The 12,759-nt window shown below is 62.5% G+C and carries 15 protein-coding genes; 10 read left to right on the top strand and 5 right to left on the bottom strand.

Features of this window, described 5'->3' with window-relative positions:
- Positions 1–7: 7 nt before the first annotated feature.
- The 3 genes from ACM62R_RS02060 to ACM62R_RS02050 form a co-directional block, all read right to left on the bottom strand.
- Positions 8–694: an EI24 domain-containing protein gene (locus tag ACM62R_RS02060; RefSeq protein ID WP_415182408.1), complete on the bottom strand. Its 687-nt coding sequence runs from the start codon at positions 692–694 to the stop codon at positions 8–10.
- The gene (locus ACM62R_RS02055; protein ID WP_415182407.1) at positions 691–1,314 is read right to left on the bottom strand and encodes a nitroreductase; all 624 of its coding nucleotides are present in this window, start codon (positions 1,312–1,314) and stop codon (positions 691–693) included. Before ACM62R_RS02055 ends, ACM62R_RS02060 begins: the two co-directional genes overlap by 4 nt.
- 61 nt (positions 1,315–1,375) lie before the next feature.
- A complete protein-coding gene (locus ACM62R_RS02050; protein WP_415182406.1) occupies positions 1,376–2,473 on the bottom strand; it encodes a class II histone deacetylase in 1,098 nt (365 codons plus the stop codon).
- Positions 2,474–2,551: 78 nt separating this feature from the next.
- On the opposite strand from ACM62R_RS02050, the gene ACM62R_RS02045 reads away from it, so the two are divergent.
- Positions 2,552–2,800 (top strand): DUF167 domain-containing protein, encoded by a 249-nt coding sequence (locus ACM62R_RS02045; RefSeq protein WP_415182405.1) that lies wholly within the window; start codon positions 2,552–2,554, stop codon positions 2,798–2,800.
- Positions 2,801–2,843: 43 nt separating this feature from the next.
- On the opposite strand, the gene ACM62R_RS02040 is transcribed toward ACM62R_RS02045, so the two are convergent.
- Positions 2,844–3,095: a hypothetical protein gene (locus ACM62R_RS02040; protein WP_415182404.1), complete on the bottom strand. Its 252-nt coding sequence runs from the start codon at positions 3,093–3,095 to the stop codon at positions 2,844–2,846.
- 126 nt (positions 3,096–3,221) lie between these two features.
- Between ACM62R_RS02040 and ACM62R_RS02035 the strand changes: the two genes are divergently transcribed.
- The 9 genes from ACM62R_RS02035 to ACM62R_RS01995 all read left to right on the top strand — a co-directional run bounded on the left by ACM62R_RS02035 (position 3,222) and on the right by ACM62R_RS01995 (position 11,529).
- Positions 3,222–3,965 (top strand): M48 family metalloprotease, encoded by a 744-nt coding sequence (locus ACM62R_RS02035; protein ID WP_415182403.1) that lies wholly within the window; start codon positions 3,222–3,224, stop codon positions 3,963–3,965.
- A 72-nt stretch (positions 3,966–4,037) separates the two neighbouring features.
- A complete protein-coding gene (locus ACM62R_RS02030; RefSeq protein ID WP_415182402.1) occupies positions 4,038–5,336 on the top strand; it encodes a DUF2254 domain-containing protein in 1,299 nt (432 codons plus the stop codon).
- Between the two features lie 141 nt (positions 5,337–5,477).
- Positions 5,478–5,738 carry a DUF6455 family protein gene (locus tag ACM62R_RS02025; RefSeq protein ID WP_415182401.1) on the top strand — a complete coding sequence of 87 codons (261 nt, stop codon included), beginning with the start codon at positions 5,478–5,480 and terminating at the stop codon, positions 5,736–5,738.
- Positions 5,739–5,813: 75 nt separating this feature from the next.
- Positions 5,814–6,197 carry a YigZ family protein gene (locus ACM62R_RS02020; RefSeq protein WP_415182400.1) on the top strand — a complete coding sequence of 128 codons (384 nt, stop codon included), beginning with the start codon at positions 5,814–5,816 and terminating at the stop codon, positions 6,195–6,197.
- Positions 6,194–6,580 (top strand): diacylglycerol kinase, encoded by a 387-nt coding sequence (locus tag ACM62R_RS02015; RefSeq protein ID WP_415182399.1) that lies wholly within the window; start codon positions 6,194–6,196, stop codon positions 6,578–6,580. Before ACM62R_RS02020 ends, ACM62R_RS02015 begins: the two co-directional genes overlap by 4 nt.
- 169 nt (positions 6,581–6,749) lie before the next feature.
- Positions 6,750–8,057, top strand: a complete 1,308-nt coding sequence (locus ACM62R_RS02010; protein WP_415182398.1) for a short-chain fatty acyl-CoA regulator family protein — start codon at positions 6,750–6,752, stop codon at positions 8,055–8,057.
- A 137-nt stretch (positions 8,058–8,194) separates the two neighbouring features.
- Positions 8,195–8,572, top strand: coding sequence for a response regulator transcription factor (locus ACM62R_RS02005; protein WP_415182397.1), 378 nt, complete (start codon positions 8,195–8,197; stop codon positions 8,570–8,572).
- The gene (locus ACM62R_RS02000) at positions 8,572–8,844 is read left to right on the top strand and encodes a hypothetical protein (RefSeq protein WP_415182396.1); all 273 of its coding nucleotides are present in this window, start codon (positions 8,572–8,574) and stop codon (positions 8,842–8,844) included. The genes ACM62R_RS02005 and ACM62R_RS02000 overlap by 1 nt, the downstream gene beginning before the upstream one ends.
- 3 nt (positions 8,845–8,847) lie before the next feature.
- Positions 8,848–11,529: an ATP-binding protein gene (locus tag ACM62R_RS01995; protein ID WP_415182395.1), complete on the top strand. Its 2,682-nt coding sequence runs from the start codon at positions 8,848–8,850 to the stop codon at positions 11,527–11,529.
- A 206-nt stretch (positions 11,530–11,735) separates the two neighbouring features.
- Here the strand turns inward: ACM62R_RS01995 and ACM62R_RS01990 are convergent.
- Positions 11,736–12,759 (bottom strand): D-amino acid dehydrogenase (locus ACM62R_RS01990; protein WP_415182394.1); only part of this gene is annotated, 1,024 nt, incomplete at its 5' end.

The raw sequence follows: 12,759 nt of genomic DNA, 5'->3' as shown, positions 1-12,759 counted from the left end.
TTTTGACCTAGCCACGAAGCCGGTGGAAAAAATGGGTGAAGGTCGCCGCCCCCAACACCGGCACCACCAGGTTGACCACGGGAATTGACAGCGGCACCGCCATCAGCACGCCCGCCGCGAAAACCCGGCCCCGGTTGGCGCGGTAAAGGGTGCGGGCGGCGGGGCGGTCCAGGCGACGCTGCGCGACCATCTGGAAATATTCGCGCCCCAGCAGATAGCCATTGACCGCCCAGAACAGCAGCGGCGCAGCGGGACCGATGAACAGATAGACCAGCAGCGCGGCGATATTGACCGCAAGAATAAGCACCAGAAAATTGAGGCTGTCTTGCAGGCTTTGGCCAAACGGGATGTCACGGGCCGGGGGCAAATGGGGGTAGTGGCGCGCCTCGACCGTGTTGGCGACGGTATCCAGAAACAGGCCGGTAAAGGCCGAGGCCACCGGGATCATCAGAAAGAAGCTGAGCACCAGCATCAGCGCCAGCGACCCCCAGGACATCAGATCCTTGACCCAAGTTACCTCTCCGATCCAGGGCAGGGCCAGCGTGTCGGGGGTAAGCCAGTCGATGACATGCACCGCCCCCGCGTAGAACCCGACCAGCAGCGCCAGCGAAAGGCCGATGCCAAGGGCCAGGATTTTCAGCGCGCTGGCGCGCAAAAGGTCACCCAGTGCGGTCAAAAAGCTGCCAAGGATCATGCGTCAATCCAGGTTGTGATCGCCTCAAGATCTGGGCGGGGGCGTTCGGGCGGGGTGATGGTTTCCGTGCCGATATGGATCAGCCCAGCTACCCTTTCGCCCGGAAGAAGGCCAAGCCCTTCGGCGCAAAATTGGGGGTCTTGCGATAGCCAGCCGGTCAGCCAGTTCGCCCCGAACCCCGCCGCGAGGGTCGCGTTCAAAAGGGACAGGCACACCGCCCCCGTCGACAGCAATTGTTCGAAATGTGGAATTTTATCGGTTGGGCGGGGCACGTTTACGACGGCCACAGCCAGATGACTGTCAGAATACTGCGATACGGCCTTGGCCAGTTTTTCGTCGCGCAGGCCCCCTTCGGCGCCGCGTGTGCGCGCCAGCGTGCCCAGCCGTTCCAGTGCGGGGCGGGTCAGCACGATAAAGCGCCACGGCTCCAGCTTTCCATGGTCGGGGGTGCGGGCGGCGGCGGTCAGGATCTGGGTCAGTTTGGCGCGGTCAGGCACCGGCAGCGCCAGCGTGCGGGCCGGGCGGGAACGACGGGTCAGCAAAAACTCCAGCACGGCGGGATTGGGCAAGGCGGGATTGACGGCGGCGGTGTCGGGATTGACGGGTTTGGGGGCTGACATCGGGGGCGGTTCCTTTCAAAGGCGGATCTGTGGGTGACGGGTGGGCCGCAGGGGCCTGACGTCAATAGAAATACTGGGCGAGGCGCGTGATATGGGCCGAGACATGCGCCTGCCATTCCGGCCCCGGTTGGCGCAGCGCAAGGGTGGCGGCAAGCGGATCCGGGGCGGTTATTGCGCTGGCTGACAGCGTTTCCAGCACGGCATGGGCGCAAAATGGTACATGAACCTCGCTATAGCCGCCCTCATGGGTCAGCATCAATTTGCCGTCGCACAGCGTATCGGCGGAAGTCATCATCATTGCGGTCATCGCGCGGAAGGTGTCGGCGGTGGCCAGCATCCGGCCCAGCGGGTCCACCGCCGAGGCGTCATAACCGCTGGCGACGATGATCACCTCGGGGTGAAAGCGGGTCAGGGCGGGTAGCACAAGGCGCTCCATCGCCTCAAGATAGCTGGCGTGGCCGGTGCCGGGCGGGAGCGGGATGTTGAGGTTGGCGCCATGGCCCGCGCCGTTGCCCCGAGCCTCGGCGGCGCCGGTGTCCATCGGGTAGTTGCGGTCCTGATGGAGCGAGATTGTCAGCACATCCGGGTCAGCCAGAAAGACCGCCTCGGTGCCGTTGCCGTGATGCACGTCCCAATCGACCACGGCGATGCGCTGCGCCAGGCCCGCAGCCTGCACGGCGCGGACCGCGATGGCGATATTGTTCAACAGGCAAAACCCGTTCGGAAAATCCGGCAGGCAGTGGTGGCCCGGTGGGCGCGACAGCGCATAGGCGTTGCGCGCGGCCCCGCTCAGCACCGCTATCAGCGCGGCTTTGGCTAGACCGGCGGACAGGGCGGCAATCTCATACCCGCCCGGCCCGAAGGGGGTGCGCAGCCCCAATTCGCCGCCGCCTGCGTCCGACGCCGCCTTGAACGCATCAAGGTAGCGCGCCGGGTGGACGCGCAACAGGTCTTGGCGACTGGCGGCGGGGGCGGAGCCTGCATCAATCAGCGCCATCAGGCCGGTAACGCGAAGCAGGTTGACCAGGCGGCGCTTGGTTTCGGGGCTTTCGGGCAGGCCGCCGCCGGGCTGCACCAATCCGCCCACCGGCAGGGTAAAGGAATAGTTGCCGCCGCCATGCCACAGGCAGCGTTCGTCGTGAAAAAAGGCGGTCTGCATTGCGGGCTCCATCGCTCTGGCCGCCAGAGTAGCGGCGCGTTAGAATGAGGGCCAGAGCCGTTACACCAAAGGATCGTGATGATCGACCTGACCCATCTGGCCCACCCCGGTGCGGAAATCGCGGTGCGGGTAACGCCAAAGGCGTCGCGCAATGCGGTGCTGGCTGGGGAAGAGGGCCTGCGCGTCTATGTCACCGTCGTGCCCGAGGATGGCAAGGCCAACGCGGCGGTGGTCAAGCTGCTGGCCAAGGCGCTGGGAGTGGCAAAAACGCGGCTGGTGCTGATCCGGGGGGCTACATCGCGCGACAAGGTGTTCCGGCTGGAGTGAGGCCGGTTCCTGTTGACGGGGATATTTTCCAGAGATCGCCGCTTTAGGGGGTTTTGCGGGGGCTGAGGCGGTAGACGCCTTCGGGCAGATCAAGCGCTGCTGCCAGTTCGCGCAACTGCGCGTGGGAAAAGGTGACGTTCATCACCGTATCGGTCTGGGGTTCCAACTGGGCCACGGTAACGCAATCTTCGAATACCTCGATGGTTACATCTTCTTGCAGGTAATCCTTCGGATCGTCACCCTCATCGACGAGGGTGATCACGGTGGCGTCAAATTCGTGCTCGATGGTAAACATGGGGGCAGCGTAGCGCGTCTGCTGGCGCGCGAAAAGCGTAAAACATTGGCGTGAGCAGGAAGGCACGGGCTTTTCGGGCGGCGGGTGAGGCGATATGATCGCGCGATTGCCCGGTAGGAGCCTGCGATGTCGTCCAGCTATCTGCGTCTTGCGTTATTGTTGCCGCTGATTGCGGCGCTGGCGGCTTGCGGGATGCCGCAAGGGCAGGCGATGCCCGCACCATTGCCGCAAGTGGAGGCAGTGGCGGATGGCCCCGCGCTGTCGCCAGATGCTGCGGTGCAGAATTTCATCGCGGTCGCGCGCCGGATGGAGCCGCAGATCGAGGCCGAGTGCCGTGCCCGTGCGCCGCAGCAAAATTGCGATTATCAGATCATGGTTGATGATCGGCCCGGTCAGGCGCCAAATGCGTTTCAGACGTTGGACAAGGCCGGGCGGCCCATTGTCGCCTTCAACCTTGCACTGATTGCCGAGGCGCGCAACGCGGATGAGTTGGCCTTTGTGATGGGCCATGAGGCGGCGCACCATATTGCCGCGCATATTCCGCGCCAGCAGCAAAACGCGATGGCGGGCGCGATGATTCTGGGCGCGCTGGCGGCAGCGGGGGGCGGTGATCCGCAGGCGGTGCGCTCCGCCCAGGATATCGGGGCGACGGTAGGCGCGCGCAGCCGCGCCAAGGATTATGAGTTGGAGGCCGACCGTTTGGGCACGATTTTGACGTGGGACGCGGGGTATGATCCGGTGCGCGGGGCACAGTTCTTCAGCCGGATCCCGGACCCCGGCAAGACCTTTCTCGGCACCCATCCGGCCAATGGGCTGCGCATTGATGTGGTGCGCCAGACCACGGCAGAGCTGCGCGCAGGCAGAATTTAAGGGCGACAATCGCCAGACTTGCCGCGCCGCCCTGACTGAGACAAACTTGCCCTTCGCAGACAGGGGGGCGGCATGGCATCCAAGTGGCAGTGGCGATGGCAGCGCGTGTCGCGTCAGATCTGGGTTCCGGTCACGGCTTACGGTGTGCTGGGTATTGGCACGGCGCTGGGCGCGGTGTTGCTGAAACCGTTCATTCCGGTCGGGCTTTCAACCAAGATTGGCGCGAATGCCGTAGAAAGCCTGCTGAATATTCTGGCGACATCAATGCTGACGGTCACGACATTTTCGCTGTCGATCATGCTGGCGGCATTTGCGCAGGCCTCAAACGAGGCAACACCGCGCGCGACCTTTTTGCTTAAGGCCGATGTAACGACGCAGCGCGTGCTGGCCACGTTCATCGGGGCGTTCATCTATGCGTTGGTCGGGATCATTGCCCTGAAAACCGGGATTTATGGTGAAAACGGGCGGCTGGTGCTGTTTTTGGCGACGGTTCTTGTTCTGGCGCTGATCGTCGCCAATCTGCTGCGCTGGATCGCGCATCTGACTGAGTTCGGGCGGTTAAGCGATACGATCGGCCGGGTCGAGACCGCGGCGCGCAATGCGCTGGAAACGCGGCTGGCACACCCCTATTTGGGCGCACACGCGCAAACCTCGCCGCCGCCCCCAACCGCAGCGCCGATTCTGGCGGTCGAAACAGGCTATGTGCAAAACATTGATCTTGCGGCGATTTCGGCGCTGGCCGAGGCGCAGGATGCCCGGCTGTGGCTGCATGCCTTGCCCGGGGCCTTTGTGCATCCAGCCTATGTGCTGGCACATCTGGAGCCGATGCCCGACGATTCCGGCGCCGCTGATGCCGTGCGCCAACATCTGCGCAACGCGTTCTCGGTGGCCGAAAGCCGAACCTTTGACCAGGATCCGCGCTTTGGTGTGATGGCCATGACCGAGGTCGCATCGCGCGCGCTGTCGCCTGCGGTGAACGATCCGGGCACCGGGATTGATGTTCTGGGGCGGCTGGTGCGGGTACTGTCCATCTGGAATGAGCGCCCGGAAACCGAACTGATTCACCCGCGCCTTTGGGTGCCGCCGCTAAGGGTTGAGGATCTGGTGACCGATGCGTTCAATCCGATTGCCCGCGATGGCGCGGGGCTGATCGAAGTGCAGGTGCGGCTGCAAAAAGCCTTGCTGGCACTGGCTGAGATTGCGCCCGAGGTCTTTGGCCAGGCTGTTGCGGGGCAATCGGCGCGGGCATTGGTGATGGCCGAAAATGTGCTGACGCTTGCCGAAGACAAGGCCCGGCTGCGCGATCTGTCGGCCCGCGTGGCGCAGGCGGCCGCTGCGGGGCTGGGGGTGCTGCCCGGCGGTCGCGCTTGATCCAAATCATGGCGGGGCAGGCGTTCGTGCCCGATTCTGGGGATAGGGGCAACTACTGGATGACGCTGATGCTTAACGCTGGAACGCCGCACCATCCGGCCGCAATCCTGGCTGATCTAGCGTCAGATGAAAGGAAAAATCATGGGAGTTCAGGGTAATGTTGATCTTCACTTTTGGATCACCCGCGGTATGGCCCGACAGATGGGCGTCAACCTGACCGAGGCGATTTATGACGGGCTGTTGACGCAGGCCGATCTTGCCGAAATGGTCGCCCGGTGCCGGACCTGTAGCGGCACGCAGGGGTGCCTCGCGTTTTTGTCGGGTAGCCCGGGCGCGGTGGGCGCTGCGCCGGACTGGTGCCTTCACGCGGGGGTCTTGTCGGAATTGCGTCTGTTGACCTGAACCGGCTACGACCTTTGCAGCGGTGACAAGGCGTGCGGTCTTGCCGCGCGAAAGGGCACGGGCTATCCCTGCGGGATGAAGATTATCACAAACGCGCTAAGCGATCGAGGCTCCCGCTATGCGGTTTCTGGCGGTCCGGTGGCGGGGCGCGCGGGGGCGCTTGCGTTCATTGCTGAACTGAAACGCCAGAAACGCTTTGCCAAGGCCACACACAATAGTTGGGCCTTATGGGTCAGCGCGCCGGATGCGGCGCCCGATCCGGTGAAATCCGATGATGGCGAGGCCGGGGCCGGCGCGATCATCCTGCGCCTGCTGGAGGCCGAGGGGCTATGCGACCATATCGTTGTGGTGACGCGCTGGTATGGTGGGGTCAAGCTGGGCGGTGACCGGTTTCGCCATGTGCAACAGGCCGTGCGGCTTTATCTGGATAGCTTGGCGGCAGAAGGGATGGCGGGGTGAAACTGCGCGACAAAGGGGTAGGGACCCGGCGGCTGCTATCCGAGATGCAGCGCTTGCAAAATACGCTGCGCTGGTCGTGTCAGGGGTGGGGCGCTGCCTGGGCGTCGGAAAAGTCGCTGCGGCAATGGAGCGGCGCGCAGCTTGTGTCGGTGATACTGACCTTTTTGTTGCCAATCAGCGCGGATGCACGGGGCATGATCATTGCGCTGGGGTTTTTGCTGCTGGCGGCTGAGTTGGTAAACACCGCATTGGAAGAGGTGGTGGATTTGGTCTGCCCTGATCAAGACCCCCGCGCCAAAAAGGCAAAGGACTGCGCCAGTGCAGCGGTCATGCTGACGGCGATTGCCGCAGGGACCGCATGGCTGGTGGCGCTGATCGGCTAGGGTGTGATGATCGCAAAAGACGCCTTATCGACCCTGTCGAAGGGATCAGTGGCAAGGCTGGGCGGTGATCATTTTACAAAAGGAAACCTCACAAGAAATTCCGCTGTGAACATGGCTCAATATATTTGAAATTTCGTGAATTTCTTGTAAATTACAAAGCGGAGGTCTTATGACGCGCGCATCCCTGGCCGGTACCCGAATTCGTGAACGACGCACGGCGTTGGGGCTGAAACAGGCCGATCTTGCGCGCGGGGTCGGTATTTCACCCGCTTATCTCAACCTGATCGAACACAACCGCCGACGCGTGAATGATACCTTGCTGGAGGCGTTGGCAGGTGCGTTGACGGTTGATCCGCTTGCGCTGTCCGAAGGGGCCGAAGGCGCGTTGTTTGATGGGCTGCGTGAGGCAGTAGCAGGGGCCAACCTTGCCGATACCCCGCCCGAGGTGGAGCGGATTGAGGAATTTGTGGGCCGGTTTCCCGGCTGGGCGGCGTTGCTGGCCGGTTGTCAGGCGCGCGTGGGGCAGTTGGAACGCGTGCTTGAGGGGTATTCCGAGCGGATGGCCCAAGACCCGTTTTTGGCCGCAACCCTGCACGAGGTGCTGTCAGCCGTGACCAGCCTGCGCTCAACCGCGGCGATCCTGGTCGAACCCGAGGAGATTGCGCCCGAATGGCGCAATCGCTTCTATCTGACGATCCACGAAGAAAGCCTGCGCCTGTCTGATACCGCCGAGGCGTTGGTAGGATATCTCGATACGTTGGATGAGGCTGAAACGGGCCTTTCCTCGCCACAAGAAGAGGTTGAGGCGTGGTTGGAGCGGCAGGATTTCCATCTGGCGGAGCTAGAACGCACACATGCGCCCCCGCCCGAGGCAATAATGGCGGGGTCGGCGGAATTGGCCTCGGGGGCGGCGCGAAAACTGGCGTTGGCCCATATGGCGCAGGCGCGGGCAGATGCGGTGGCGCTGCCGTTGGATGTGCTGCGCCGTGCCGTGGCCGAACAGGGGCTGGACCCGGCCCGGTTGGCCATGGGGCTGGGTGTGCCGATGGCGACGGTGTTTCGCCGGCTGGCCACGTTGCCGCCCGAGGTTGTGGGCACGCCAATCGGGCTGTTGATCTGTGACGGTTCGGGCACGTTGACCTTTCGCAAACCCGCCCCCGGTTTTACCCTGCCGCGGTTTGGGGCGGCGTGCCCGCTTTGGCCGCTTTACGAGGCGCTGGGCCGTCCGATGCAGCCGATACGCGCGGTGCTGGAATTGGCGGGGCGGGTGCCGCAACGCTTTTTGACCTATGCGTTTTGCCAGCCGCGTCAGCCTCCGGGCTTTGACGGGCCGCAACTGATGGAGGCGATGATGCTGATCCTGCCGGCCCCACCGCGCAGCGCCGAAGGCGACCGCCTGGTCGGATCAAGCTGCCGGATCTGCCCACGCGGCAGTTGCCCGGGGCGGCGCGAACCCTCGATTCTGGCGGAAATCTAGGGCGGGGCGGGCGAAGGGCGTTTGACAGTTTCGTGATCGCCCGCAATAGTCGGGCTGTAGGGCGGGGTCAGTAACGGTGCGGGTCGGGCTGCGCGGCCTGATCACCATTCTTCAGCGGTAAGGAAAGAGCGCGCGATATGGCACAACAGCATGTCCTTTTGATTGAGGATGAGCCCCATATAGCCGAGGCCATACGGTTCATTTTGACCCGCGCCGGTTGGCGGGTAAGCCTGCATGCGGACGGCTCGGATGCCGTGGCGCGGATTCGCGCCGAAAAGCCTGATGTTCTGATCCTGGACCTGATGTTGCCCGGCCGTTCGGGGTTTGAAATCCTGACCGATCTGCGGGCTGATACCGTGTTGGCGGATCTGCCGGTTTTGATGCTGACAGCACGCGGACAGGGGCGCGACCGCGACGCCGCAGAGCGGGCCGGTGCAAGTGATTTTCTGGCCAAGCCGTTTGCAAACGCGGATGTGCTTGCCGCCGTGCGTCGGCTTGCCGGCGAGGAGGCGTGATGCCCCAAAATGCCCAACCGTTGTTCTTGGCGCGCCGGTCCTACCGCAGGCGCCGGATAATGGACGCCGCCAAGATGCTGCCGGTGCTGGGGGTGGTGCTGATCATGATCCCTGCATTATGGCTTCCTGCGGAAACGGTGGCGCCCGATACCGGACGCGGCACGGTTTATCTGTTCATCGTCTGGTTCTTTCTGGTCTGTGCGGCCTTTGGTCTGTCGTGGGGCCTGGGCCCTGTCATTGACGCCGAAGAAAAAGCCGAGGGGGATATCTAGGCAATGCCGTTCAATGTGTTGGTTGCGGTATGTCTGGTCTATGTGATCTTACTGTTCGGAGTGGCCTTTCTGGCCGAGCGACGCGCCCAGCGGGGCCGTTTCAGCGGGCTGCACAGCCCCTTGGTCTATACGCTGTCGCTAAGTATCTATTGCACCGCCTGGACGTTTTATGGCGCCGTTGGCTATGCGGCGCGCTCGGGGCTGGAATTTGCCACGATCTATCTGGGGCCAACGCTGGTTTTTGTCGGCTGGTGGTGGATCTTGCGCAAACTGGTGCGGATCGGCCGGGCGCAGCGCGTGACCTCGATTGCCGATCTGATTTCCAGCCGATACGGCAAATCAAACCTTTTGGGGGTGATTGTCACGCTGATGGCGGTGGCGGCCTCGACACCCTATATCGCGCTGCAACTTCAATCCGTTACGCTTAGCTTTGGGGTCTTTGCCTCTGATGCCTCCGAGGGGTGGGAATTGCCCGGCCAAGGCACCACGGCGCTATGGATTGCGGCGGGGCTTGCGCTGTTCACCATTCTTTTCGGCACCCGCAACCTGGATGCGAACGAGCGTCACCACGGCGTGGTGATGGCCATCGCGCTTGAGGCGGTAATGAAACTGGTGGCGCTTTTGGCGGTGGGCATCTTTGTGGTCTGGGGCCTGGCTGATGGCGTAGGCGATGTGCTGGCGCGGATCGACAAATCCCCGATTGCCGATTGGCCACTTAATCCGGCGCGCTGGGCGGGGCTGACCTTTGTATCGGCGGCGGCAATTTTGACGCTGCCACGCATGTTTCAGGTGCTGGTGGTCGAGAACGCCGACGAACGCCATCTGGCAACCGCAAGCTGGGCGTTTCCGCTGTATCTGATGCTGATGAGCCTGTTTGTGGTGCCAATTGCCGTGGTCGGGTTAGAGTTGATGCCCGAGGGCACAAACCCCGACCTTTTCGTGCTGACCCTGCCGTTGACGGAAGGCGCGGGCAAACTGGCGCTGCTGGCGTTCCTGGGCGGTTTTTCCAGTGCGACATCAATGGTGATCGTGGCGGCGATTGCGCTGTCGACGATGGTGTCCAACCATATCGTCACCCCCCTGTGGCTGACGCTGCGGCACAGAACGGCACGCGAACCCGGCGACGTTCGCGGGCTTGTGCTGATGTCGCGGCGGATATCAATCGGCGTCGTTCTGGCGATGGGATATGGCTATTATCACCTGTCAGGGGGGTCGACGGCGCTGGCCTCGATCGGGTTGATCGCCTTTGTGGGGGCTGCGCAGGTACTGCCCGCGATGTTGGGCGGTATTTACTGGCGGGGCGCGACACATGTCGGGGCGGCGGCGGGGCTGCTGACCGGCTTTGTGATCTGGCTTTATACGCTGCTGTTGCCGTCCTTTGGCGCCGGAGAGCTGATTTCGCCGCATGTCATGGTCAATGGCCCCTTCGGGATTGGCTGGCTACGGCCGCATGCGCTGCTGGGAATTTCGGGGTTGGACCCGCTTTTGCATTCGATGTTCTGGTCGTTGTCGTTGAACACGTTGGTCTTTGCGGTGTTGTCATTGGTCAGTTTTCCGGGCCCGATGGAGCGACTTCAGGGCGTGGCCTTTGTCAATGTTTTCAATCAGGCACGCGCCGCGCGAGGATGGTCACGCGGCAATGCCGAGGCCGAAGACCTGTTGTCGATGTCGCAGCGGATATTAGGCACCGAAGAGGCGCAACGCTTTTTTCAAGCACAGGCGGCGGGCCAAGGGAAGGCAGGGTATCTGCCGGATACGACACCGGATTTTATCGTTCGTTTGGAACGCCAGCTGGCGGGATCGGTGGGGGCTGCGACTGCGCATGCAATGATTGCACAGCTTTCAGGTTCGGCCAGCGTCTCGGTGCAGGATCTGATTGCCGTGGCCGGTGAGGCCGCCGAGATCAAGGAATATTCCGCCCAACTTGAGGCTAAATCCGAAGAGCTGGCCCGAACCGCCCGCGCGCTGAGTGCGGCGAATGACAAGCTGACAGAGCTGAGCGTGCAAAAAGACGCGTTCCTGGGGCAGATCTCGCACGAATTGCGCACGCCGATGACCTCAATCCGCGCATTTTCCGAGATTTTGATGGAGCCGGATCTGTCCGAAGCGATGCGTGCGCAATACGCCGAAATCATCCACGAAGAGGCCCGCCGCCTGACCCGTTTGCTGGATGATCTGCTGGATCTGAGTGTGCTGGAAAACCGCAAGGTGCAGTTGAATATCGGTGTGGCGAACCTGCATGATCTGATCAACAAGGCCGTATCTGCCGCCTCAAGCACGCGCCCGGAACGTGACTTTACCGTTCAGCGTGACCTGCCAAGCGAACACATGCCGGTGTTTACCGATACGGACCGGTTGGTGCAGGTGTTCATCAACCTGATCTCGAACGCGCGTAAATATTGCGATGCCGAACGCGGGGTCTTGCGGGTCGAGGTGAAACGGCGCGGGCAAAAACTACAGGTGGATTTTATCGACAACGGCTCAGGAATACCGAAAAAGGCGCAGGGGTTGATCTTTGAAAAATTCTCGCGCCTGACCGATACCAGCCGGGCCGGAGGGGCCGGGCTGGGGTTGGCCATCTGCCGCGAGATCATGGCAAATCTGGGCGGCGACATCGACTATCTGCCCGGTCAGGGCGGTGCCGCGTTTCGGGTGACGCTACCTTTGCGGCGCAAAGACGAGTAAACCCCAAAAGGGTATGTTCAGCCGATGGGTCGATGCCCGCCCAAACCCCTGCGTGAGCAAGGTTTAAACCATCATCTCGCAACTCATCAGCCGTTTTTATAATCTGCGCTGTCGATGTTCAGCGTTGAAACGAAAACCCCCTCGCCTTGTGTGTGCGAGAGGGTTTGAACGGGTATTTACAGCGCAAAGCGGGGCCTGGTCTATCCCTATGCAGGTTGCCAGCCACCTTTGGTGCGCACCGGTCCGGTTGTTGGAAGGTAGCGTTCGTAGCCCAGATCTGCGGTTGCAATCTCGGTTTCGCGGCCTGAAATCATATCGCTCAACACGCGGCCCGATCCTGCGCCCATGGTCCAGCCCAACGTGCCGTGACCTGTGTTGAGCCATAGGTTGTCAGCCCCCGCGCGCCCGATGATCGGGGTGCCGTCTGGCGTCATCGGCCGCAAGCCGCACCAGAATTCCGAACGCGACAAATCAGCCCCGCCCGCGAACAGATCCCCCACCGAATGGTGCAAGGCATTTTGCCGCTTGGCGTGAAGACGCTTGTCGAAACCAGCCAGTTCCGCCATGCCACCGGCGCGCAGGCGCCCACCCAGACGGGTGATCGCGATTTTGTAGGTTTCGTCCATCACCGTGGATTGCGGTGCGTGGGTCGCATCCGTGATCGGCGCGGTGATCGAGTATCCTTTGACCGGATAGATCGGCAGGCGCAGCCCCAGGGGCCGAACCAAGGCTGGTGAATAGCTGCCAAGTGCCACGACAAAGGCGTCGCCGGTGATCATCCCTTCTGAGGTGCTTACCGCCTCAATATGCCGACCATTCGTTACCAAACTACGAATTTCGACCCCGGTGCGGAAGGTGACGCCCTTGGCGCGTGCCATATCAGCCAGCGAGTTCGTAAAGCGGAAACAGTCGCCTGTTTCGTCTCCGGGTAGGCGCAGCCCGCCCACGATGCGATCGGCGGCAGCGGCCAGCCCCGGCTCGGCGGCGATGCAGCCTGCGCGGTCCAGCAGTTCAAACGCAACGCCGCCTTCACGCAGCACTGCGATATCTTTTTGCGCGCCATCCAATTGTTTTTGCGTGCGGAAAAGCTGCAACGTGCCCTTTTGACGGTCGTCATAGGCAATGCCGGTTTCGGCCCGCAAGGCGACCAACGCATCGCGGCTGTATTCTGCCAACCGGACCATCCGCCCCTTGTTCACCGCATAACGTGCCGAGGTGCAGTTGCGCAGC

It is taken from the genome of Phaeovulum sp. (genome assembly GCF_047638075.1).
In the GTDB taxonomy this organism is placed as follows: Bacteria; Pseudomonadota; Alphaproteobacteria; order Rhodobacterales; family Rhodobacteraceae; genus UBA6197.
This window is presented reverse-complemented; position numbering and strand designations above follow the sequence as displayed.

Excerpts from the sequence above, each read along its gene's own strand:
- ACM62R_RS02010 (WP_415182398.1), top strand. The coding sequence starts at position 6,750 with ATGACGCGCGCATCCCTGGCCGGTACCCGAATTCGTGAACGACGCACG.
- ACM62R_RS02040 (WP_415182404.1), bottom strand. The coding sequence starts at position 3,095 with ATGTTTACCATCGAGCACGAATTTGACGCCACCGTGATCACCCTCGTC.
- ACM62R_RS02005 (WP_415182397.1), top strand. The coding sequence starts at position 8,195 with ATGGCACAACAGCATGTCCTTTTGATTGAGGATGAGCCCCATATAGCC.
- ACM62R_RS01995 (WP_415182395.1), top strand. The coding sequence starts at position 8,848 with ATGCCGTTCAATGTGTTGGTTGCGGTATGTCTGGTCTATGTGATCTTA.
- ACM62R_RS02045 (WP_415182405.1), top strand. The coding sequence starts at position 2,552 with ATGATCGACCTGACCCATCTGGCCCACCCCGGTGCGGAAATCGCGGTG.
- ACM62R_RS02050 (WP_415182406.1), bottom strand. The coding sequence starts at position 2,473 with ATGCAGACCGCCTTTTTTCACGACGAACGCTGCCTGTGGCATGGCGGC.
- ACM62R_RS02030 (WP_415182402.1), top strand. The coding sequence starts at position 4,038 with ATGGCATCCAAGTGGCAGTGGCGATGGCAGCGCGTGTCGCGTCAGATC.
- ACM62R_RS02020 (WP_415182400.1), top strand. The coding sequence starts at position 5,814 with ATGAAGATTATCACAAACGCGCTAAGCGATCGAGGCTCCCGCTATGCG.
- ACM62R_RS02035 (WP_415182403.1), top strand. The coding sequence starts at position 3,222 with ATGTCGTCCAGCTATCTGCGTCTTGCGTTATTGTTGCCGCTGATTGCG.
- ACM62R_RS02025 (WP_415182401.1), top strand. The coding sequence starts at position 5,478 with ATGGGAGTTCAGGGTAATGTTGATCTTCACTTTTGGATCACCCGCGGT.
- ACM62R_RS02055 (WP_415182407.1), bottom strand. The coding sequence starts at position 1,314 with ATGTCAGCCCCCAAACCCGTCAATCCCGACACCGCCGCCGTCAATCCC.
- ACM62R_RS02000 (WP_415182396.1), top strand. The coding sequence starts at position 8,572 with ATGCCCCAAAATGCCCAACCGTTGTTCTTGGCGCGCCGGTCCTACCGC.
- ACM62R_RS02060 (WP_415182408.1), bottom strand. The coding sequence starts at position 694 with ATGATCCTTGGCAGCTTTTTGACCGCACTGGGTGACCTTTTGCGCGCC.